This is a genomic window from Qingshengfaniella alkalisoli, assembly GCF_007855645.1.
GTDB lineage: Bacteria > Pseudomonadota > Alphaproteobacteria > Rhodobacterales > Rhodobacteraceae > Qingshengfaniella > Qingshengfaniella alkalisoli.
Genome location: NZ_CP042261.1, coordinates 198,265 through 219,129, shown reverse-complemented (window position 1 = coordinate 219,129; position 20,865 = coordinate 198,265). Strand labels below are relative to the sequence as shown.

The window sequence follows — 20,865 nt, the reverse complement described above, 5'->3', positions numbered from 1 at the left end:
CATGATTACACGCACGCATATGAAGGGCGACGCCGACTCCATCGCCATCTATTCCGACTGTGAACGCTACCGCTATGCGCTTACGCGGGTCTGGGACACGGCGGGGCGCAAGGCGCTGTTCGTGATGCTGAACCCGTCAACCGCGACCGAGGTGCAGAACGACCCGACCGTGGAACGCTGCGAACGGCGGGCACGGACGTTGGGATACGGGTCGTTCCGCGTGTGCAATATCTTCGCGTGGCGCGACACCGACCCCAAGAAGATGCGCGCGGCAGCCGACCCGGTCGGGCCAGAAAACGATGCGGCCATTTCCGAGGCCTGCCTGTGGGCCGATGATGTGATCTGTGCGTGGGGTACACACGGCGCGCATCTGGACCGTGGGCCATCGGTCGAAACCCTGATCCGCGCGACAGGCGTATCGCCATTGCATCTGGGACTGTCCAAGGCGGGCCACCCGAAGCACCCGCTTTACCTGCCCTACGCGCAGCAGCCGGAGCCTTGGAACGCTACGGCCTGAGGCGAATCAACGCTTTCCAACCACGTCATTTTCCTATACAGACCCGCATCTGCCTGTTACTGGGCAGATACTCCATGGACCTTGCTGGACGACATCCCGGCTTGTGCCCTCAACCTTTCAACCAAAGGAGACCCCGATGTCGATCACTGCTGAAGATAAAGCCCGCGTCATGAAAGAATACGCGACCAAGGACGGCGACACCGGTTCGCCCGAAGTTCAGGTCGCTATCCTCACATCGCGGATCACGACGCTGACCGAGCACTTCAAGACCCACAAGAAGGATAACCATTCCCGCCGTGGCCTCCTGAAGCTCGTTGCACAGCGTCGGAAGCTTCTGGACTATCTGAACGCGAAGGACGCACAGCGCTATCAGGACCTGATCAAGCGCCTCGGCCTGCGCCGCTAATCCGGAAACGCGCCTTTCGGGGCGCGTTTTTTCTTATTCCGCAGCCTTTCCGCCGGGCCTTACGGGGAGGACAGGAAACTCAGACGACAAGGCCACGGGGCATACGGCCCCGTACGCAACCCGGCCGGGGAAGGGTTCCTCGGCCTTGATAGGACAAGACATGTTCAACGTCACAAAGAAATCGATGGAATGGGGCAACGAGACCCTCACGCTGGAAACGGGCAAGGTTGCCCGTCAGGCCGACGGCTCTGTCATCGCCACTCTGGGCGAAACCTCCGTCATGGCCAACGTCACGTTCGCACGTGAACAAAAGCCCGGTCAGGACTTTTTCCCGCTGACCGTACATTACCAGGAAAAATACTACGCTGCCGGCAAGATCCCTGGCGGCTTCTTCAAGCGCGAGGCCCGTCCGACCGAGAAGGAAACGCTGACCGCGCGCCTGATCGACCGTCCGATCCGCCCGCTTTTCGTACCCGGCTTCAAGAACGAAGTGCTGGTCATGTGCACCGTGCTGTCGCATGACCTGGTCAACGATCCCGACATCGTCGCGATGATTGCCGCATCTGCCGCGCTGACCATCTCCGGCGTTCCGTTCATGGGCCCGATTGCGGGCGCACGCGTCGGTTTCGCCAATGGCGAATACGTGCTGAACCCCGATGTCGAAGACATGCAGGATCTGCGCGCGAACCCCGAACAGCGCCTCGACCTGGTCGTCGCGGGTACACAAGATGCCGTGATGATGGTCGAATCCGAAGCCTACGAGCTGTCCGAGGCTGAAATGCTCGGCGCCGTGAAATTCGGTCATGACGCCATCAAGCCGGTTATCGACCTGATCGTTGCTCTGGCTGAAGACGCAGCGAAAGAGCCCTTCGACTTCACCCCACCGGATTATTCCGAGCTTTACGAAGCCGTGAAGGCCGCCGGTGAAGACCAGATGCGCGCCGCTTTCGCATTGACCGACAAGCAGGAACGCACGACCGCCATCGCGGAAGCACGCGAAGCGATCAAATCCGCGCTGACCGAAGAGCAGCTCGAGGACGCAAACCTCAGCTCCGCTTTCAAGAAGCTGGAATCGAGTATCCTGCGCGGTGACATCATTTCGGGCGGTGCCCGTATCGACGGTCGTGACCGCAACACGGTGCGCCCCATCGTGTCCGAGGTAGGCATCCTGCCCCGCACGCACGGTTCCGCGCTGTTCACACGCGGTGAAACGCAGGGTCTGGTCGTGACCACGCTGGGCACGGGCGATGATGAGCAGTTCATCGACGCGCTGCACGGCAACTTCAAATCGAACTTCCTGCTGCACTACAACTTCCCTCCCTACTCGGTCGGCGAAGTTGGCCGCGTCGGTTCGCCCGGTCGCCGTGAAATCGGCCACGGCAAACTGGCATGGCGCGCACTGCAGGCGGTTCTGCCCGCACCGACGGACTTCCCCTACACGATCCGCGTGGTTTCCGAGATCACCGAATCCAACGGCTCGTCCTCGATGGCGTCCGTCTGCGGTGGCTCGCTGTCGATGATGGATGCCGGCGTTCCGCTAAAAGCACCGGTTGCCGGTGTTGCCATGGGTCTGATCCTGGAAGATGACGGGCAGTTCGCTGTCCTGACCGACATTCTGGGTGACGAAGACCATCTCGGCGACATGGACTTCAAGGTCGCAGGCACCTCCGAGGGCATCACGTCCTTGCAGATGGACATCAAGGTCGCAGGCATCACGCCCGAGATCATGGAGCAGGCATTGGCCCAAGCCAAGGACGGTCGTCTGCACATCCTGGGCGAGATGTCGAAAGCCATTACGGAGGCCGGCAGCTTCTCGACCCACGCCCCGCGCATCGAGACAATGAACATCCCGACCGACAAGATCCGTGAAGTGATCGGTTCGGGCGGCAAGGTCATCCGCGAGATCGTTGAAACTTCAGGTGCCAAGGTCGACATCAACGACGACGGCGTGATCAAGATCGCGTCCAGCGACGGTGAAGCCATCCAGAAGGCCTATGACATGATCTATTCGATCGTGGCGGAGCCTGAAGAGGGCAAGATCTACAAGGGCAAGGTCGTGAAGATCGTCGATTTCGGCGCCTTCGTGAACTTCTTCGGAAAGCGCGACGGGCTGGTCCATGTCAGCCAGATCGAAAACCGTCGCCTGAATCATCCTTCCGACGTTCTCAAAGAAGGTCAGGACGTGTGGGTCAAGCTGCTGGGCTTCGATGATCGCGGGAAGGTCCGCCTGTCGATGAAGGTTGTCGATCAGGAAACCGGCGAAGAAGCCAAGAAAGAAGAAGAACAAGCGGAAGAGTAATCATCCGCCAGTTTCAAGAAAGCCCCGGTCAAGTGCCGGGGCTTTTTCGTTTACGACCGCGTGGCTAGTAGTCTAGGTGTTCCTATAACCGCATGATGCTCCGGTTCGACCAATGACTGAACGATCTTCCCTGTTCGATTTGCTCAAGCGTTCCCTGAAGCGGAAGGGAAAGGTTGATGAACTGCCTGCGACCGATCCGGGCGATGGAGCCTACCAGCTTTCGATGGCGCAGTTTTCCGAAACGATACCCGATCAGATCAACGTCGTAGGCAACGCGTCCAGCCTGCTCAATACGGCTTATGGGCCCGCTATTGATCGCTATCCCACCATCCGTTTCAACAAGGCGCAGTTAGAGCAAACCGATGCCCAGGGAACACGTTGGGACTTCGTTGCGACCAGCGACCGCAAAACACTTGAATACTATTCCGAACATGCGCCTCCGTTTCACACCCTGCTGTTCACACCCTACTATGACCGTCATCTCGAATACCTTGACGCGAAGTTGTTCGGCACGCCCCATCTGGTTTATCCTATGCGACTGTCGATCGAGTTGATGGAAAAGCTGCGCGCACGCCCGACTACGGGAGCACAAATCCTGTGGCTGCTGCATCGGCTGGAACGACGCAATGTGCATATCTTCGGCTTCGACTGGAAGCGCACGCCAACCTTCTATGACCGGGACCACACCAAGGAGCCACACAACCATTTCGGTGAGATGATGCTGTTCCGGCGTCTGATCAACCGAAACGGATGGACGCTGCACCAATAAGGCCGGTCGAAGTAGCCCGCCCTTGCGAGGCGGGCCACGAACTCAATCAGGCAGGCTGCTTGGTCGTCCGCAGATAAGGCAGCTTCTTGTCGAAATCGCCGAACTTGGCCTTCGCGTCCTCGTCAGACACCGTCGCCGGAATAATAACGTCCTGACCTATTTCCCAATTCGCAGGTGCGGCAACACCATGTTTCGTTGTGGTTTGCAACGCGTCCAACGCACGCAGAATCTCTGCGAAGTTGCGGCCAACCGTCATGGGGTAGGTCATCGACAGCTTCAACTTCTTGTCTGGCCCGATGATGAAGACCGACCGCACCGTCGCCGAGTCGTTGGGCGTCCGACCATCGGGCAGATAGGCCTCGGCCGGAAGCATGTCGAACGCCTTGGATATCTCTAGCCCGTCATCGGCGATAATCGGGAACTCCACCTTCGCCCCGCCGACGCTTTCGATGTCACCGATCCACTTGTTATGATCATCCACACCATCGACTGACACACCGATCACCTTGGTGCCGCGCTTGGACCATTCGTCCGCCAGTTGAGCGACAGCACCGAATTCGGTCGTGCATACCGGCGTGAAGTCCTTCGGGTGAGAAAACAATATCGCCCAGCTTTCGCCAATCCAGTCGTGAAAGCTGATCTCCCCGTGATTGGTCTGAGCCTTGAAATCAGGAACCGTATCATTGATGCGAAGTGCCATATTTTCCTCCACCTGTGAGATGCCATTTAACACTTACATAACGGTCACCGCTGAATTTCATAGGGCGTTCAAAAATCCGCGCCTAAATTAAGCGTGGTTGTTCCAGATCCTCCGGACCAACCGGGACAGGCGTCCAAAATTAGGCGTATCCATAACACGCACAGTTGAATGGTATGGGAAACTCGGGATAGAGATGCCGGATACCGCACACCACAGGCAGGTAAATGGCACGTAAAACCCGCAACTTCGCCGTCATAGGGCTTGGCACATTCGGCACGACGGTCGCGAAGGAACTGACCCGCTTCGGCAATTACGTCATCGGCGTGGACATCAACGAACGCAATGTCGCCGCGATGGCAGACACTTTGACCCACGCGGTCATCGCCGACGCGAGAGACGACACGGCCCTCCGTGAAGCCGGAATCGGTGAATGCGACGTCGTTCTGATCGCTATAGGTGAAGACCTCGAAGCCAATGTGCTGGCCACGATCAACGCCAAGATGATCGGCGTTCCACTGATCTGGGCCAAAGCTGTCAGCCGCACGCATCACCGCATTCTCAACAAGCTGGGCGCGGACCGCGTTGTCCAGCCGGAAGAAGAAGTCGGGATGCATATCGCCCAGATGCTGCACAATCCGCTGATGCGCGACTATGTCAGTCTCGGAAATGGGTTCCACGTGGTGAACATGCGTGTACCGGAAAGCCTGGAGGGAAAGCGGGTGTCCCAGCTTGATCTGGGTGATCGTTTTGAGTTGCGCTGTCTTGGCGTGATGCGCGGATCGGAATTCATAGGAAGCGACAGCTCTGATTGCGCGCTTTCGGTGGACGACAAGCTGCTGGTGCTGGGCAATCGCATCAACCTGCGCGAATTCGCGGCCAGCCTTTGAAATGATCCGCTACAAACGCAAGAGATCCTTCAAACTACCCCCTCCCGCGTTCCTGTCGGTTCTCTACTTCACGTTGATCATCATCGGGATGGTGCTGCTGAAACTGCCGTTCAGCACGACCCACCCGATCACGCTGATGGAGGCTTTCTTTACTTCCACGTCGGCCGTCACTGTGACAGGCCTTGTACTGGTCGATACCGGAACAACCTTCACCGTCTTTGGCCAAATCGTGATCATGATCCTGATCCAGTTGGGCGGGCTGGGACTGATGACCTTTGCCGCCCTCCTGCTGCTGTCACTGGGCATATCCATCGGCATGCCGCAGCAGGTGATGCTGCGTGAAGACCTGAACCAGACCTCGATCAACAACCTCAGAACGCTCGTGCAGGCCATCGTCAAGATCGCGCTGATCTGTGAAACGGTGGGCGTGATCATTCTTGCGACGGTCTTCGTACCGGACTTCGGTTGGTCGCGCGGTCTGTGGCATTCCCTCTTTCACACGGTATCCGCCTTCAACAATGCCGGTTTTGCGCTGTGGCCCGACAGTCTCAGCGCGTGGGTAGGGAATCCGGTCATCAATCTGGCTATCCCGGCGATGTTCATAATCGGCGGGTTGGGTTTCATCGTAATCGGTGACATCGCGCAGAAAAGACAATGGCAGACCCTGACCTTGCACACGAAGCTGATGCTGGTCGGGACGCTGGCGTTCACGGCTTGGGGCTTTCTGGGCTTCGCTTTTCTGGAATGGAACAATCCCGGTACCTTGGGCGCCTTGGCGAACCCTTGGGACAAACTGCTTGCGAGCTGGTTCCAGTCTGTCACAACACGCACAGCGGGGTTCAACACGGTCGAGATCGGCGAGATCCACGACAGTTCGACCTTGCTGATGATCTCACTGATGTTGGTGGGTGGGGGCAGCACCTCCACGGCAGGAGGCATCAAGGTCACAACGGTGATCGTTCTACTGCTGGCGACCATCGCATTCTTCAAGCGCAACTCAACTCTTCACGCCTTTGGACGCAGTATAGGTCTGGATCAAGTATTGAAAGTGCTGGCCCTGACAACCGTCAGTGTCCTGACCGTGATGACGGCGCTATTCCTGATCTCGATTTCTCATGACGGCAATTTTGTCGACCTGAGTTTCGAGGTCGCATCCGCCTTCGGTACCGTCGGGCTGACACGCGGCGCGACGACTGAACTCGACACACTCGGCCGCGTCATAGTTCTGTTCCTCATGTTCCTGGGGCGGGTTGGCCCGCTGACACTGGGCTTCTTCCTTGCCAGCCACAGCAAACCGCGCGTCCGATACCCTGCTGGGCAAGTCTATCTGGGCTAAAGCCCCCCGCTGACGGGCAGGCAAGCCCCTGTGACATAGGCCGCACGATCAGAGGCCAGCCACATGATACCCTCTGCGATATCCTGGGGTGTCGCGACCCGACGCAAGGGCGCATTCGCCGCCACCATCGCCGGACGGTCCGGATTGCCCGTCCGCTCGTGGATCTCCGTCTCAGCGGTTCCAGCGCGCAAGGCATTAACCCGGATACCTTCCGGGCCGACCTCTTTCGACAGGCCAATAGTGAAGGATTCGACCGCGCCCTTGGATGCGGCGTAATGCACATATTCATTCGCGCTGCCGATAACTGCAGCGATGGATGAAACGTTGACGATTGCCCCGCCACTCCCGCCGTTGCGCCGTGACATGCGCCGCACTGCCTGCTGGGCGCAGAACATGGTCCCGAACAGGTTGGCTTCAAACGTCCGGCGCAACGTGGCGGGTTCCAGATCTTCGACGCGCGACGCCTGACCTATGATACCGGCATTATTCACCAAAAGGTCGATCCTGCCGATTTCACGATCGAATGCCTCGAACATATCTGCTACGACGACTTCATCCGCTACATCCGCCTGGAACAGCAGCACTCGCGCGCCTTGGGCTTCGCACAATGCTGCTGTCTCTTCTGCCGCTTTTCGGTCAGACACGAAATTCACGCACAGGTCGTATCCCTCTTGCGCCGCCAGAACGGCTGTCGCGCGTCCGATGCCACGCCCTGCCCCGGTGATAAGTGCCGTTTTACGCATGTGTTCTTCTCCTCTCAGAACGGACATTTTGACGCAAAGGTGACAGGTTCGCCGCCGTCCGGGTGACGTAGGCGGAGACGTTCGGAATGCAACATCAGCCTTGGCGCATCCAGCGCCGGCCCAGTGGCATAGAACGGATCGCCGAGAATCGGATAACCGAGTTCCTTCATATGGACGCGAAGCTGATGGCTCCGCCCGGTATGGGGAGTAAGACGCAGGCGCGTTGTTTCACCCTCAACCCGCATGATCTTCCAGTCCGTGACCGCCGAGCGCCCGTTCTCGTGATCCACCTTTTGCAGGGGACGGTTCGGCCAGTCCACGATCAATGGCAGATCGACCGTGCCCGATTTCTCGGTGACATGTCCCCAGACCCGCGCGACATAGCTCTTCTTCGTATGCCGCCGCTCGAACTGCAGCCCCAGGTGCCGTTGCACCTCGGGGGTCCGCGCGAAGACCATCACGCCCGATGTGTCCCGGTCCAGCCGATGGACTAGCAACGCCTCGGGATGCGCCGCCTGCAGGCGCGCCATCAGGCAATCGGCCAGATGCTCACCGCGCCCGGGCACCGACAACAGGCCGGCTGGCTTGTCCACCACGATCAGCGCATCATCGAGATGCAGGACTTTCAACGGATCCTGCGGAGGGTTGTAATCGCTTGACAACCTCACCCTGCATCCCTGTCGAACACTGATGCCAGAATAGCCGACATTTCACGTTCGTCTTCTTCGGTGAAGGCGGCAGGCTGATCACTATCAAGATCGAAGACCCCAAGCAGTTGCTTACCCCTGAACACCGGGATCACCAGTTCCGACTTGGTGGAACTTGAGCACGCGATGTGATCCGAGACTGCATCCACATCATCGACAAGTTGCGACCGCCCGGTCCGAGCCGCAGCCCCACAAACTCCCCGCGAGAACGGGATCACAAGACAGCCATGCCCGCCCTGGTACGGCCCGATCTTCAGCGTCTCATCTCCAACATTGCGGTAGAACCCCGTCCAGTCGAATCGCGCATCAGAATGATGCACCTCGCAAACCACTGTTGCCATTAAAGCGACGTCATCGGTTTCGCTTTCGGTCAGGCTGATGATCCGCTTGGAAAGATCTGCATAGTCGAGTGTCATTGTGCCTCCGTTCTTCCGCGCCTCCATATACCGGACGAAAGGATTTCGTAAGGCTTGGCCTTTGGCTAGCGATCAATGGGCGAAGCGCCGAAATGAATCCCGACACGAAGTTCATCGGCACAACAACAGGCACGGCAGGGGCTTGGCCTATTCTCTGGAGTACACTAGCGTTCCGCCAAACTGACGGAGCCCTTATGCGCGATCTACACATTCCCGACCGCCCACGCGTTTTCGTAACCAATGGCCTTTGCGCCACCTCCCACCCGCTCGCCGCGAAAGTGGCCATCGACATCCTGCAAGCGGGCGGCAACGCGGCAGACGCGGCCATCTCCGCCGCTGTTTTGCTGGGCATTTGCGAACCACAGATGACGGGGATTGGCGGGGATTGCTTTGCATTGGTCAAACCTGCCGGTACGGAGAAAGTGCATGCGCTGAACGGATCAGGCCGTGCACCAAAGGCGCTGGATGCCGAGGCGCTACGCGCGACAGGCCATACTGCGATCCCGATCCATGGGGCCGAGGCCGTGACCGTTCCCGGCGCTATCGACGCGTTCTGCGCCCTGTCGGAACGCTTCGGCGTGCTGGGTCTGGATCAGGTGCTCGCACCGACAATCCGTTATGCTGATGAAGGCGTCCCCGTCGCACAACGCACGGCTTTCGACTGGGCCAATGACGCGGGCACACTGCAAGGTGTTGCGCGGGATTATTACCTGTTCGGCGGGTCTGCACCGAATGTGGGACAGGTCTTCCGCGCGCCCAAGCAGGCAGAGATTCTGAGACGTGTGGCCAAGAACGGTCGCGCCGGATTCTACGAAGGAGCGGTTGCCGAAGACATGGTAGCTGGCCTGAAATCGGTCGGTGGCGTCCACACACTGGATGATTTCTTCAACACCAAAGCCACGTGGCACGACCCGATCGAGGCAGACTACAAAGGCACAACACTGATTGAGCACCCGCCGAACGGCCAAGGGGCAACTGCCATGCTGATGGCCGGCATCCTGTCTCATTTTGACCTGCCTTCAATGGATCCGTGGGGCGTTGCGCGCGCGCATCTCGAAGCGGAGGCCGCGAAACTAGCCTATGATGCGCGCAACCGTTTCGTGGCCGATCTGGACTACGTCACGCGGCTGGATCACATGCTGGCACCTGAAACGGCAGCAGGCTTAGCCGCGCTGATTGACCCAACCCAAGCGATGGAAAACCCGCATGCCCTGTCTGAAACCGTGCACAAGGAGACCATCTACCTGACCGTTGTCGACAAGGACCGGATGGTCGTGTCGCTGATCTATTCTGTCTTCCACGGGTTCGGCAGCGGTATCGCTTCACCAGAATTCGGCGTGCTTTTCCAGAACCGCGGGGCGGGCTTCACGCTAGAGAAGGACCACCCGAACGAGGCGGCAGGTGGGAAGCGCCCCATGCACACCATCATTCCCGCGATGCTGAAACGTGATGGGCAAGTCTGCACCAGTTTCGGCGTAATGGGCGGCGCGTATCAGCCCAACGGCCATGCGCGGATGCTTACGAACCTCGTGGATTTCGGACTGGACCCGCAATCGGCCATCTCTGCTCCGCGTAGCTTCGCCGATAGCGACGGGTTGAATGTCGAACGCGGCTACAAGGCTGGGGTGCGGCAGGGACTCGCGGATCTAGGCCACACGCTGGTCATCCCGGATACGCCTATCGGCGGCGCTCAAATGATCGCGATAGATCACGACAACGGCGTTTTGGAGGGGGCATCCGATCCGCGTAAGGACGGCTGTGCGCTGGGGTACTAGACGATTGCCGCGGCAGGCCTAGTTCAACTGGGCCTGCAACTGGTAGACGCCGTTTTCCGGTTCACCAAAGAACTCTGATACGTCGGGATGGTCCACAGGCTCGCCGCTGAAATCCGGAACAAGGTTCTGTTCGGACACATAGGCGATGTAATAGCTCTGATCATTCTCGGCCAGTAGGTGGTAATAGGGCTGATCCTTCGCCGGACGGCTGTCTTCCGGGATGGAGTCGTACCATTCCTCGGTGTTGGAGAATTCAGGGTCCACGTCAAACACCACACCCCGAAAGGGATGCTTCTTATGCCGGACAATCTGGCCCAACTGGTATTTGGCGTAGCTCTTCAACATCATCTCGTTCACCTTTCCACTCACCTCTATCCGGAATCGCCCCGACCGTCCATGAGTGAAGGACGGCAGATAAGCATGCCGCCTCGAAGCTGCAAGATGGGTCACAGGATTCGCAGGAATTTGCTGGCTCACGGGAAGTTGTGGCACGAAAAATCCGGTTTTGGCGTTTCGAAGCCCGGGCAAATCCGCTACACTTGCGCAAAACAAGAAGCGTGAGGCAGAAATGAGCAGTCGTCTTTGCGCACTGGGCTTGGTGCTGATTCTGAGTGCCTGTGGCGGTGATTCTCCGCCCAGCGATCTTGAAAACGCGTGCGCCATCGTCGCCCAGCGGCCGCAATACCTACGGGCCATGAAGAAGGCCGAAAAGAAATGGGGTGTCCCCGTTGCGGTCCAGATGGCCACCATCCATCAGGAAAGCAAATTTGATTCAGACGCGCGGACCCCGCATGAATACTTCCTTGGCGTGATCCCTATGGGCCGGCAATCGTCGGCCTTCGGTTACGCTCAGGCACTGGACGGCACCTGGGATGACTACAAGGCTACCGTCGGTCGGCGTGGCGCGAAGCGTGACAACATCAACGACGCGACAGATTTCATGGGCTGGTACATGAACACGACCGCCGCAAAGAACGGGATTTCCAAATCAGACGCCCGCAATCAGTATCTTGCCTATCATGAAGGCCATGCCGGCTATGCGCGGGGCAACCACTACAAGAAGTCCTGGCTTCTAGGGGTGGCCGACAGCGTCGCGGCCCGCGCCGTGGTCTATGACCATCAGCTACGGGCCTGCCGCAGAATCTAACGGCGCTGGCTGGTTTCGTAGCTTATGTCGAACAGGAAGGGGGACATCTCAACACCCCCGACCAGTGGCCCAAGGGAAACCCGGGTCTGTTCACCCGATTCCGAAATGATCAACCACTCTGACAATCGCAGATCGCCGGGCTCGAAATAAAGCTGGATACGGCCGTACTCCGGGTGCGCAGGGTCTTGCGCGACAATGACGGTGCGCCCATCGCGCTCGGCATGTCCGACAACCATATTCGTGCGCGTCAGGTCGATGTTGCGATCAAGGATCAGCTTTAGCGGCGTGCGCGACAATGGATACTGCTCGGGTTTGCCGGAGGCGCGGGAATCGAACACCGCGACCTGCCCGCCACCCGCGATGACCAAGGCATCGTCATTGGGCGCGTCGTATTCGAACCGCGCGCGACCCGGCTTCTTGATGAAGAGCGTGCCGGAGCTGCGGCTGCCGTCCGCATTGATCTGAACGAAATTGGCCTTGGCCGAACCGAGCGAGTTCAGGTAGGCCGAGACCTGTTGCAAGGACGCCGGAGCCGCATGAAGCGGCGCGGCGATGACAACGGCGAGAGCAAATAGCAAATGTTTCATGGGGCTGAATGTAGCGCCCGCGCAGCGATTTGCATCCCAATTCTGCTCACAAGAACGGGAGGACGCCAGAGCCCGCCTATTGCTGTTCCGGCACCAGAATTTCCCGCTTGCCGACATGGTTCGCGGCGGACACCAGACCGTTCTCTTCCATCTGCTCCACCAATCTCGCAGCCTTGTTGTACCCGATCGCCAGTTTACGCTGGATATAGGAGGTCGAGCATTTGCGATCCTGAATGACGATTTGCACCGCCTGATCGTAAAGCGCGTCTTCGCCCGTCGTATTGCCGCCCAGCCCCAAGACCATGTCGATGTCGTCGGCCTTTTGCTCGTCCGGCCCATCGACCACGCCGCCGATATATTCGGGCGCACCGAAGGATTTCAGGTGGTTCACGACCTCTTCGACTTCCTCGTCGGACACGAACGGCCCGTGAACGCGGGTGATCTTCGCACCACCAGCCATGTAAAGCATGTCGCCCTGCCCCAGCAGTTGCTCCGCGCCTTGCTCACCCAGAATGGTGCGGCTGTCCACTTTGGACGTCACCTGGAAGGAAATCCGCGTCGGGAAGTTCGCCTTGATCGTGCCGGTGATGACATCCACGGACGGGCGCTGCGTGGCCATGATGAGATGAATACCCGACGCCCGCGCCATTTGCGCCAGCCGCTGGATACATGCCTCGATTTCCTTACCCGCCACCATCATCAGGTCGGCCATCTCATCGACGATCACGACAATGTACGGCAACGCCTCAGGCACGGATTCCTCCGTCTCGAACACCGGATCGCCGGTTTCATCATCGAAACCCGTCTGAACGGTACGCGAGAACATTTCCCCCTTTGACAGCGCATCACGGACCTTGCCGTTGTAGCCTTCGATGTTCCGCACGCCCATCTTGGACATCTTGCGGTAACGCTCCTCCATCTCGCCCACGACCCATTTCAGGGCGACAACCGCCTTTTTCGGGTCGGTCACGACGGGCGACAAGAGATGCGGGATGCCGTCATAGACGGAAAGTTCCAGCATCTTCGGGTCGATCATGATCAAGCGGCATTCTTCGGGCGTCAGCTTGTAGAGCAGCGACAGGATCATCGTGTTGATCGCCACCGACTTACCGGAGCCCGTGGTCCCGGCAATCAGCAGGTGGGGCATCTTGGCGAGGTTCGCAACCACCGACTCGCCGCCGATGTCTTTGCCGAGCGCCAACGGCAGGCGCATCTTGCTGTCACCAAAGTCACGCGCCGCGAGAATCTCACGCAGCAGCACCATTTCGCGGCTTTCATTCGGCAGTTCGATCCCGATCACTGATCGGCCCGGCACGGTGGACACACGCGCGGACAAGGCTGACATGGATCGCGCGATGTCATCCGCCAGCCCGATCACCCGGCTCGCTTTCAGGCCCGGTGCAGGTTCCAACTCATACATCGTGACAACGGGTCCGGGGCGAACGGAAACGATGTCGCCTTTGACGCCGTAGTCATCGAGCACGTTTTCCAGCATCCGTGCATTTTCTTCCAACGCCTCGTCGCTGAGATACATCTTCTCTACGCTGGAAGGGTCGGACAGCAGGGACAAAGGCGGGTGTTCGTATTCAGCGACTTTCTGTTCAAATTGCAGATCCGGCTGCGCCTCGGCCTTCGCCGCAGTCGAAGGTGCAGAACGTTTGACATTGTGTTGAACCACCGGGCGCGGTTCTTGATAGCGCGGGATCGGAGCGGCTGGCTGCGACGTGGGTGTTGTCTCTGCCGCCAGTGTTTCTTTACGCGCTTCGACTCGTGGGGGAGCGGGTATCGGTTCGTCTTCAGCCTCAACCGTATCCGCATGGCCCTGCGCAGCGGTTATAGGTGGTTCCTGCCTTTGCCGCGTCGCTGCCGCAAGCTTCGCTCGGTCCTGCCGCATGCGGTAGCGGATGGCGTCGCTGATCTTTCCGCGCACCCGTTCTTCCTGATTGTCATCGACGAATTCGTCATCATCGTCGTCAACCAGTTCGAACTCATCCTCCTGAGCGGCCTGCTTTCGGCCAGTGACGGCATTGAACAGACCCAACCCCGGAAGGGTCCGGATGGGCTCTTCCGGTTCGTCAACGACTGGCTCGGGGGCGCGTTGCGCGCGAATGACAGGAGACGGGCGGCGTTCAGCCTCTTCTTCGAACATCTCGTCATCCTCGACAACGGCATCCCGGGATGCGCGAAGTTCGCTAATGCGGCTGCCTGTGTTCGAGACCCCATCAGCCGCACGCGAACCTGCGCGTCCAAGTAGTCTGATAAACTGGTCAAATGCCATAAGGATACCAAACCAGAGGAAATGGCCGATGCGTTGGAGCTCGGGCTTGGTGAAGCCGAGCGTGTAGCCACCGAGCGCCAGCAGGCCAACCGCCAATAGAACTGCGGACAGTTTCAGCGACAGGGCAGACCCGAGCGGCAGAATACCGAGCAGCACGCCGAGCATCGTGTCACCGAACAGCCCCCCTAGTCCGAAACTGTGTGTCCAACCGGCGGATGGCAGATGAGTCGCCGCGTAGATCGCCGACAGAGCCGCCGCCAAAGGCATGAAAATCAGACGGGTAACCGCGCGATCCTGACCCTGATGCAGCAGAAAGCGGATACCCCAGGCCGCAGCAACCACGGGCAGATACCATGATCCGTAGCCAAGAATGACAAAGAGCGGCGATGCGACATAAGCGCCGAAATGCCCCAGCACGTTCTGCGGCGGCTCGTTCGACGTTCCAAGAAAGCTTGGATCAGACGGTGCGTATGACCCGAGGATGACCGCCAGTACCACCGCGACAGCCAACAACCCCAGCCCGACGAGTTCTCTCGCGCGTCGCTCTAGCGTGGCTTGGGTCGCTGTGTCGAACAGGGGATCACGGGTTTTGGTCTGATATGCCATCGTCAAGCGTCCTATGGATATAGACAGTTGCGCAGACGGGTCAGTCCGCGTTCGATTTCGGGTGCGGGCGCAACCAGCGCCACACGAATATAGCCTGCGCCCGGATTGCCTTGCGCGGTATCGCGGCTGAGATACAGCCCCGGCAGAACCCGCAGCCCTGCCTCGCGCCACAGCTTCAGCGCCGCAACTTCGCCGTCCTCAACGGGCAACCACAGGAAGAAACCGGCTTGCGGCGACATGTATCCGGGTACATCGCCCAGGATGCGATCAGCGATTTCAAATTTCTTAACATAGAAATGTCGGTTCTGAATGACATGGTCTTCATCTGCCCATGCGCGTTCGGACACGCGCTGCAACGGCATCGGAACAGGTGCACCGCCGAAGGAGCGGAGCTGCTTGATACGACGGATCGTTTCCGGCCCGCCCGCTACAAAGCCCGACCGAAGGCCCGGCAAGTTGGACCTCTTGGACAGCGAATGGAAAACCACGACTCGCTCGGGATCAGTGCCGATTTCCGCCGCGATCTCCATCGCTCCGGGTGGGGGTGTGTCACGGTAGATTTCCGAATAGCACTCGTCTGCCAGCACCTGGAAATCGTACTTTTCGGCCAAGGCCAGCAACGAGGTCCAGTAGTCGCGATCAGCAACCGCGCCCTGTGGATTCGACGGCGAGCAGATGTAAACCATGGCCGTCCGGTTCAGCACGTCTTCGGGCACAGACGAATAGTCGGGCATGAACCCGTTATCCGCCGTGGCATTGACGTAGACTGGTTCGGCCATCGCCGACAGCGCGGACACCGCATAGGCTTGGTAAAACGGGTTGGGCATCAACACGACCGGCTTCGCGCCAGCCTTTGTTTCAGGGCAAAGCGCCATGCCCGCGTTATACAGCCCCTCGCGCGTGCCGTTCAGGGTGCTGATCTGCGTTTCTGAGGCCGCATCCACGCCGTAACGCCGCTTCAACCATCCCGCGATTGCCTCGCGAAGCTCGGGCGTGCCCTCGTTCGGCGGATACCGTCCGAATTCTGCGGCATGGTCGACGATGATCCCTGTCACCCATTCGGGAAAAGCGTGTTTCGGCTCTCCGATGGACATCGCAATGGGCTCGTTCCCTGCGGGATACGAGTCGAGAAGGCCGCGCAAACGCGGGAACGCGTAGGCCGGCAGATCGGAGAACCGGTCTGGAAACTGCATTTTGCCTCATGTTTTCAGGGTCGTGACGCCCTGTTTCATCTGAATTTACCCAGAACTGACCTCCCGGTCCAGCCCAACACTGTTCTCAGGTCAAAGCCGCTTCGGCAGCGACACCCAGACGCAACAGCCTTTCTTCAGTCATAGGCGCCCCGACAAGCGAGACACCGACAGATGGGATGCCCGTCGGCAGCGTCAATGCGCACGACCCCATCAGGTTGCCGATACGTGTGTTGCGCAGAGCCATCAGGTTGGTCTGCGTGAAATAATCGTCGTCCGCCAGATCCGCGATCTTGGGCGGCAGAATCGCAACGGATGGGATCATGACCGCATCAAAGCCAGCCGTGGCGGCGGTGAAACCAGCGCGCAGCACTTCCAACCTGCGCCACGCACGCACGTAGTCCACACCTGAGAAGCTTGCACCCGCGCGGAAACGTTCGCGCACCGGCGGGAACATTTTCTCTGGCGCGGCTTCGATGGTCTCACCCCAGATCGCATAAGCCTCGGTCGTGTAGAGAACTCCGGCAAGCCCCATGGCTTCCTCGACTTCCGCGCTTGAGAACCGCGTGATCTTGGCGCCGGCACGCTCGAAGGCCTTCAACGACTGCTCAAAACCATCCGAGACCCCTGATGCCAGCCCATCAAGCGCGATGGTATCCAACACAGCCAATGTCTTCCCGTCCAAGGAGGCACCCGCCAGATCCGTCGGTTTGCGCCCTTCCAAAACGGATAGCATCAGCGCGGCATCCTCGACGGATCGGGTCAGTGGACCGGGCGTATCGAATTTCTCGGCAAGCGGCACGGCACCTTTCAGCGACATGCGTCCATGCGTGGTCTTCAGCCCGACCAGATCGTTCCACGCCGCAGGCACACGCACGGACCCGCCCGTGTCGGACCCCATCGCCGCGGCCGCCAACCCGAATGCAACCGATGTCGCCGCGCCCGACGACGAGCCGCCGGATACCGCATCCGGGTCATTCACGCAGGGCGGAGAAGCTGTCATCGGGTTGTAGCCCAGCCCGGAAAACGCCAGCTCCGTCAAATGCGTCTTACCGAGCGATACCAACCCTGCCATGCGGCCAGCAGCGACGATGGGCGCGTCCGCCTCGGGCACGCGCCCCTTCAACAGGGCAGAACCCGCCTCCGTCGCAACGCCAGCTGTGTCGAACAAATCCTTCCAGGAGACCGGCACACCGTCGAGCGCGCTTTGGCGATTGCCATCCTTGGCCCGCTTCAACGCCACTTCTGCCTCCGCGCGGGCGGTACCAGGCGTGGTACGCGCATATATGCGGGGCGTTTCCGAAGAGTCGTCGAGGGCAGATAGGAAGCATTCTGTGAGTTCAACAGGATCGATCTTTCCCGCACCGATGCCACGCCCCAAGCCCGCCGCTGTCATCTTCCGCCAATCGCTGCTCATCACCTTCTCCGCCGTTTCAAATCGTCGCGCGCACGCTATCCGTCGTGCAACAGATGGACAATCCCGTCAGCGGCGACATATTCAGTGGCATGACCCATTCAGATGTCCTCATCATCGGCGGAAGCCTGAACGGAAACACTCTGGCGCTGGCGTTGGCTCAGGCAGGTATCCGGTCGACGATCATTGATGCTCTGCCTGCGCAAACCCAGCAAAGCGACCGTTTCGACGGGCGCAGCTACGCGCTGGCACTGGCATCGGTCCGGATGCTGGGTGCGCTTGGCCTGTGGGACCAAATGGCCCCAAATGCGCAGCCCATGATGCAGATCAAGGTCAGCGACGGACGCCCCGGTGAAGGGCCTGTCTTGCCGTTCTCGCTGCAGTTCGATCAGTCGGAACTGGAAGAAGGCCCGATGGGCCATATGGTTGAAGACAGGCATCTGCGTCCTGCGCTTCTGGAAGCTGTCCTTGCAGAACCACTGATAGAACTTCGCGATGACCTGCGTGTGGTTTCACAGAATGTGGAAAATTCCGGCACAAAGGTTGCGCTCGACAACGGCGATGAACTTTCCGCATCATTGATTGTCGGTGCGGACGGGAAACGCGGGCCGACTGCGGAGCGTGCAGGAATAAGGCGCAAAGTCACAGATTACGGGCAAAGCGCCTTGGTTTGCGCCATCGGTCATGAACTGTCGCACCAGGGCGTAGCGCATCAGTTCTTCATGCCCTCCGGTCCCCTCGCGATCCTGCCACTGCGAAACAATCGCAGCTCAATCGTCTGGACGGAAAAGACCGCCGATGCTCAGGCAGTTCAAGCCCTGGATGACGGTGACTATCTCGATGTCTTGTATCCACGCTTCGGTGATTTTCTGGGCGACATCCACCTTGCGGGCGATCGGTTCATCTACCCGCTGACGCTGTCGATGGCCGATGCCTTCACTGCTGATCGAGTAGCGCTGGTGGGCGATGCGGCGCGCGCGGTGCATCCGCTCGCAGGACAGGGTCTGAACGCCGGGTTCCGCGATGTCGCGGCGCTGGCCGAAACCCTTGCCGATGCACGACGGCGCGGCGAAGACATCGGCGGCGCGACGGTACTGGATTCTTATGCCCTGTGGCGACGCAGCGACAGCGAAACACTGGCCTGTGCGACCCACGGCTTCAACCGGCTGTTTTCCAGCGACCACCCACTGCTCCGCCTCGGCCGCGATCTCGGGATGGGCGCGGTCAACGCGATCCCCGCGTTAAGACGCGGCCTCATGCGTGAAGCGGCGGGGCTGACCGGGGACGTGCCGCGCCTGCTGCAAGGCAAGCCGATCTAATCGAGCGTCCGCGCCTCGTCGATCAGCATGACCGGGATGCCGTTGCGGATCGGAAAGGCCAGATTGGCGGCGCGGGAAATCAGTTCCTGCCGCTCGGCGTCGTATTCCAGGCGGCCTTGCGTCTGCGGGCAGACCAGAGCCTCCAGCATGCGGCGGTCGAATTTTGCCTTGTCGTTCATTGCATGAACTCCCCTTCCCCACCGCCGCGCAGGGCGTATTCCATCAATGTGACCAAGGTTTCGCGACGCGTGGGCAGCGACGGTGCTTCCAGCAGCGCCTGCTTATCCTCCGCCGCGAATGGACACAGCATCGAAAGCGAATTGATCAGCATTTCGTCATCGGCGTCTTTCAGGCTGCCCCAATCGGTCGAAAGCTGCCGCGCCTCCAGATACCGCTCCAGAAGGACGAAGAAGGGATCGCGAACCAGGCCGGGGTCGCGTTCCGCCTTGCCTAGATCCTTGCTGAAGCCGGACCAATCGACTTCCCACTTCTCATACGGAGCAAAACCGTTTTCCTCTGAGGCCAGCCGAAACCGGGACACGCCGGACAGAGTGATCATATAGCGCCCGTCGGTCGTCTCGGAGAATCCCGTCAACCGCCCTGCACAGCCGATCCGGTGCAACCGCGTGCCGTCACGACCGGACACCTCCAATGGCTGGATCATCCCGATCAGCCGATGCGACGTTCTCAGCGTATCATCCAACATAGCCAAGTAGCGCGGTTCGAATATGTGCAGAGGCAGCCGTGCCCGGGGCAGGAGCAGCGCTCCGGGCAATGGAAAGATCGGGATGGTATCGGGCAGATCAGCCGCCGAAAACATGGTCCTGTCCTAGCACGAATGCCGTATCAGACAAAGATCATCGATGTCAGCTTGCGGCGGCCGTTCTTTACGATCGGATCTTGCGGCTTCAGTGCGTCGAATATCTTGAAAAGCTGCGTCTTGGCGGCCTCGTCGTTCCATTCGCGATCACGGCGGAACAGTTCCAGCAACTGATCGACCGCTTCCTGAACATCGCCGTTGGCGTGCAAAGCGTTGGCGTAGTCGAACCGCGCCTGCAAATCATCGGGATTTGCCTCGACCTTGGCCTGAAGCTCCGCGACCGGTCCCGCATTGCCCGCTTGACGAGCCAGGTCCAGCTTGGCACGCGCTTCTTCAATTTCAGACTTCCCAGCGATTTCCGGCGCTGCGTTGTTCAGCAGTGCTTCAGCCTGATCCAGTTCGCCTAGCGCAATATGCGCACGTGCCAAGCCACCCAGTGCGGCGGCGTTATTACCGTCCTCACCCAAAATAGCGGCGAAAACCTGCGCGGCATCAGCTACAGCGCCTTGTTCCAGCATCTCTTCGGCGGTCGTAATCGCGTCGGCCAGACCGTCATCACCGGCCAGCCCGGCAACCCGGTCGACAAATGCCTTGATCTCGGACTGCGGCTGCGCCCCCTGAAACCCGTCTGCAGGCTGCCCCTGCCAGAAGGCGTAAACAGTGGGGATCGATTGCACGCGCAATTGCCCCGCAATCATCTGGTTTTCGTCCACATTGACCTTGACCATGCGGACCTTGCCGTTAGCGGCCTTTACCGCGTCTTCCAACATCGGACCAAGCGTCTTGCACGGACCGCACCAAGGTGCCCAGAAATCAACGATGACCGGAACTTCCTGACTGGCCTCGACAACATCGGCCATGAAGGTGGCCTCGGAGGAGTCCTTGATCAGGTCCGTAGCGGGCTGCTGGGCGGAGTTCGCGCCGAGTTCAAGCATTGTGGTTCCCCATA

The 20,865-nt window shown here is 59.6% G+C and carries 21 protein-coding genes; 9 read left to right on the top strand and 12 right to left on the bottom strand.

The window, feature by feature from the left end:
- Position 1 precedes the first annotated feature (1 nt).
- The 4 genes from FPZ52_RS01175 (at position 2) to FPZ52_RS01160 (ending at position 3,991) form a co-directional block, all read left to right on the top strand.
- Positions 2-517: a DUF1643 domain-containing protein gene (locus FPZ52_RS01175; protein ID WP_146362924.1), complete on the top strand. Its 516-nt coding sequence runs from the start codon at positions 2-4 to the stop codon at positions 515-517.
- 136 nt (positions 518-653) lie between these two features.
- Complete coding sequence (gene rpsO / locus FPZ52_RS01170) at positions 654-923, top strand: 30S ribosomal protein S15 (protein ID WP_146362923.1); 270 nt, start codon at positions 654-656, stop codon at positions 921-923.
- A gap of 160 nt (positions 924-1,083) precedes the next feature.
- Positions 1,084-3,222 carry a polyribonucleotide nucleotidyltransferase gene (pnp, locus tag FPZ52_RS01165; RefSeq protein WP_146362922.1) on the top strand — a complete coding sequence of 713 codons (2,139 nt, stop codon included), beginning with the start codon at positions 1,084-1,086 and terminating at the stop codon, positions 3,220-3,222.
- 112 nt (positions 3,223-3,334) lie between these two features.
- Positions 3,335-3,991 carry a glycosyltransferase family 29 protein gene (locus FPZ52_RS01160; RefSeq protein WP_146362920.1) on the top strand — a complete coding sequence of 219 codons (657 nt, stop codon included), beginning with the start codon at positions 3,335-3,337 and terminating at the stop codon, positions 3,989-3,991.
- Positions 3,992-4,037: 46 nt separating this feature from the next.
- Here FPZ52_RS01160 and FPZ52_RS01155 read toward each other — a convergent pair whose 3' ends face one another.
- Positions 4,038-4,691 carry a peroxiredoxin gene (locus tag FPZ52_RS01155; protein ID WP_146362918.1) on the bottom strand — a complete coding sequence of 218 codons (654 nt, stop codon included), beginning with the start codon at positions 4,689-4,691 and terminating at the stop codon, positions 4,038-4,040.
- A 224-nt stretch (positions 4,692-4,915) separates the two neighbouring features.
- Here FPZ52_RS01155 and FPZ52_RS01150 point away from each other — a divergent pair, with 224 nt between their 5' ends.
- Complete coding sequence (locus tag FPZ52_RS01150) at positions 4,916-5,578, top strand: potassium channel family protein (RefSeq protein ID WP_146362916.1); 663 nt, start codon at positions 4,916-4,918, stop codon at positions 5,576-5,578.
- Position 5,579: 1 nt separating this feature from the next.
- On the top strand, positions 5,580-6,914 hold the full coding sequence (locus FPZ52_RS01145) for a TrkH family potassium uptake protein (protein WP_146362914.1): 1,335 nt from the start codon (positions 5,580-5,582) through the stop codon (positions 6,912-6,914).
- Here the strand turns inward: FPZ52_RS01145 and FPZ52_RS01140 are convergent.
- The 3 genes from FPZ52_RS01140 to FPZ52_RS01130 are packed head-to-tail and all read right to left on the bottom strand — an operon-like array spanning position 6,911 to position 8,780.
- A complete protein-coding gene (locus tag FPZ52_RS01140) occupies positions 6,911-7,657 on the bottom strand; it encodes an SDR family oxidoreductase (RefSeq protein WP_146362911.1) in 747 nt (248 codons plus the stop codon). The two genes, FPZ52_RS01145 and FPZ52_RS01140, sit on opposite strands and share 4 nt — an antisense overlap.
- Positions 7,658-7,671: 14 nt before the next feature.
- Positions 7,672-8,319 (bottom strand): RluA family pseudouridine synthase, encoded by a 648-nt coding sequence (locus tag FPZ52_RS01135; RefSeq protein ID WP_146365607.1) that lies wholly within the window; start codon positions 8,317-8,319, stop codon positions 7,672-7,674.
- A 2-nt stretch (positions 8,320-8,321) separates the two neighbouring features.
- The gene (locus tag FPZ52_RS01130) at positions 8,322-8,780 is read right to left on the bottom strand and encodes a GAF domain-containing protein (RefSeq protein WP_146362909.1); all 459 of its coding nucleotides are present in this window, start codon (positions 8,778-8,780) and stop codon (positions 8,322-8,324) included.
- A 194-nt stretch (positions 8,781-8,974) separates the two neighbouring features.
- On the opposite strand from FPZ52_RS01130, the gene FPZ52_RS01125 reads away from it, so the two are divergent.
- Positions 8,975-10,555 carry a gamma-glutamyltransferase family protein gene (locus FPZ52_RS01125; RefSeq protein ID WP_146362907.1) on the top strand — a complete coding sequence of 527 codons (1,581 nt, stop codon included), beginning with the start codon at positions 8,975-8,977 and terminating at the stop codon, positions 10,553-10,555.
- An 18-nt stretch (positions 10,556-10,573) separates the two neighbouring features.
- Here FPZ52_RS01125 and hspQ read toward each other — a convergent pair whose 3' ends face one another.
- On the bottom strand, positions 10,574-10,900 hold the full coding sequence (hspQ, locus tag FPZ52_RS01120; RefSeq protein WP_146365606.1) for a heat shock protein HspQ: 327 nt from the start codon (positions 10,898-10,900) through the stop codon (positions 10,574-10,576).
- A gap of 223 nt (positions 10,901-11,123) precedes the next feature.
- Between hspQ and FPZ52_RS01115 the strand changes: the two genes are divergently transcribed.
- A complete protein-coding gene (locus FPZ52_RS01115; RefSeq protein WP_146362905.1) occupies positions 11,124-11,702 on the top strand; it encodes a transglycosylase SLT domain-containing protein in 579 nt (192 codons plus the stop codon).
- Here FPZ52_RS01115 and FPZ52_RS01110 read toward each other — a convergent pair.
- The 4 genes from FPZ52_RS01110 to FPZ52_RS01095 form a co-directional block, all read right to left on the bottom strand.
- Positions 11,699-12,289: a LolA family protein gene (locus FPZ52_RS01110; protein WP_146362903.1), complete on the bottom strand. Its 591-nt coding sequence runs from the start codon at positions 12,287-12,289 to the stop codon at positions 11,699-11,701. The two genes, FPZ52_RS01115 and FPZ52_RS01110, sit on opposite strands and share 4 nt — an antisense overlap.
- A gap of 76 nt (positions 12,290-12,365) precedes the next feature.
- Positions 12,366-15,173, bottom strand: a complete 2,808-nt coding sequence (locus FPZ52_RS01105) for a DNA translocase FtsK (protein WP_146362901.1) — start codon at positions 15,171-15,173, stop codon at positions 12,366-12,368.
- Between the two features lie 11 nt (positions 15,174-15,184).
- The gene (locus FPZ52_RS01100) at positions 15,185-16,366 is read right to left on the bottom strand and encodes an aminotransferase class I/II-fold pyridoxal phosphate-dependent enzyme (RefSeq protein WP_146362899.1); all 1,182 of its coding nucleotides are present in this window, start codon (positions 16,364-16,366) and stop codon (positions 15,185-15,187) included.
- 85 nt (positions 16,367-16,451) lie between these two features.
- Entirely contained in the window at positions 16,452-17,780 is a 1,329-nt protein-coding gene (locus FPZ52_RS01095) for an amidase (protein WP_240804371.1), read from the bottom strand.
- 89 nt (positions 17,781-17,869) lie between these two features.
- Between FPZ52_RS01095 and FPZ52_RS01090 the strand changes: the two genes are divergently transcribed.
- Positions 17,870-19,096 (top strand): FAD-dependent monooxygenase, encoded by a 1,227-nt coding sequence (locus FPZ52_RS01090; protein ID WP_240804370.1) that lies wholly within the window; start codon positions 17,870-17,872, stop codon positions 19,094-19,096.
- Here the strand turns inward: FPZ52_RS01090 and FPZ52_RS01085 are convergent.
- The 3 genes from FPZ52_RS01085 to trxA are packed head-to-tail and all read right to left on the bottom strand — an operon-like array spanning position 19,093 to position 20,851.
- A complete protein-coding gene (locus tag FPZ52_RS01085) occupies positions 19,093-19,275 on the bottom strand; it encodes a Trm112 family protein (protein WP_146362896.1) in 183 nt (60 codons plus the stop codon). The genes FPZ52_RS01090 and FPZ52_RS01085 overlap by 4 nt on opposite strands.
- Positions 19,272-19,916: an LON peptidase substrate-binding domain-containing protein gene (locus tag FPZ52_RS01080; protein ID WP_146362894.1), complete on the bottom strand. Its 645-nt coding sequence runs from the start codon at positions 19,914-19,916 to the stop codon at positions 19,272-19,274. The genes FPZ52_RS01085 and FPZ52_RS01080 overlap by 4 nt, the downstream gene beginning before the upstream one ends.
- Before the next feature lie 26 nt (positions 19,917-19,942).
- Positions 19,943-20,851 carry a thioredoxin gene (trxA, locus tag FPZ52_RS01075; protein WP_146362892.1) on the bottom strand — a complete coding sequence of 303 codons (909 nt, stop codon included), beginning with the start codon at positions 20,849-20,851 and terminating at the stop codon, positions 19,943-19,945.
- Positions 20,852-20,865 lie beyond the last annotated feature (14 nt).

Coding starts and splice junctions, on each gene's coding strand:
- FPZ52_RS01130 (WP_146362909.1), bottom strand. CDS start 8,780: ATGACACTCGACTATGCAGATCTTTCCAAGCGGATCATCAGCCTGACC.
- rpsO (WP_146362923.1), top strand. CDS start 654: ATGTCGATCACTGCTGAAGATAAAGCCCGCGTCATGAAAGAATACGCG.
- FPZ52_RS01160 (WP_146362920.1), top strand. CDS start 3,335: ATGACTGAACGATCTTCCCTGTTCGATTTGCTCAAGCGTTCCCTGAAG.
- pnp (WP_146362922.1), top strand. CDS start 1,084: ATGTTCAACGTCACAAAGAAATCGATGGAATGGGGCAACGAGACCCTC.
- FPZ52_RS01100 (WP_146362899.1), bottom strand. CDS start 16,366: ATGCAGTTTCCAGACCGGTTCTCCGATCTGCCGGCCTACGCGTTCCCG.
- FPZ52_RS01175 (WP_146362924.1), top strand. CDS start 2: ATGATTACACGCACGCATATGAAGGGCGACGCCGACTCCATCGCCATC.
- FPZ52_RS01110 (WP_146362903.1), bottom strand. CDS start 12,289: ATGAAACATTTGCTATTTGCTCTCGCCGTTGTCATCGCCGCGCCGCTT.
- FPZ52_RS01105 (WP_146362901.1), bottom strand. CDS start 15,173: ATGGCATATCAGACCAAAACCCGTGATCCCCTGTTCGACACAGCGACC.
- FPZ52_RS01155 (WP_146362918.1), bottom strand. CDS start 4,691: ATGGCACTTCGCATCAATGATACGGTTCCTGATTTCAAGGCTCAGACC.
- FPZ52_RS01140 (WP_146362911.1), bottom strand. CDS start 7,657: ATGCGTAAAACGGCACTTATCACCGGGGCAGGGCGTGGCATCGGACGC.
- FPZ52_RS01080 (WP_146362894.1), bottom strand. CDS start 19,916: ATGTTTTCGGCGGCTGATCTGCCCGATACCATCCCGATCTTTCCATTG.
- trxA (WP_146362892.1), bottom strand. CDS start 20,851: ATGCTTGAACTCGGCGCGAACTCCGCCCAGCAGCCCGCTACGGACCTG.
- FPZ52_RS01090 (WP_240804370.1), top strand. CDS start 17,870: ATGACCCATTCAGATGTCCTCATCATCGGCGGAAGCCTGAACGGAAAC.
- FPZ52_RS01115 (WP_146362905.1), top strand. CDS start 11,124: ATGAGCAGTCGTCTTTGCGCACTGGGCTTGGTGCTGATTCTGAGTGCC.
- hspQ (WP_146365606.1), bottom strand. CDS start 10,900: ATGTTGAAGAGCTACGCCAAATACCAGTTGGGCCAGATTGTCCGGCAT.
- FPZ52_RS01125 (WP_146362907.1), top strand. CDS start 8,975: ATGCGCGATCTACACATTCCCGACCGCCCACGCGTTTTCGTAACCAAT.
- FPZ52_RS01095 (WP_240804371.1), bottom strand. CDS start 17,780: ATGAGCAGCGATTGGCGGAAGATGACAGCGGCGGGCTTGGGGCGTGGC.
- FPZ52_RS01085 (WP_146362896.1), bottom strand. CDS start 19,275: ATGAACGACAAGGCAAAATTCGACCGCCGCATGCTGGAGGCTCTGGTC.
- FPZ52_RS01150 (WP_146362916.1), top strand. CDS start 4,916: ATGGCACGTAAAACCCGCAACTTCGCCGTCATAGGGCTTGGCACATTC.
- FPZ52_RS01145 (WP_146362914.1), top strand. CDS start 5,580: ATGATCCGCTACAAACGCAAGAGATCCTTCAAACTACCCCCTCCCGCG.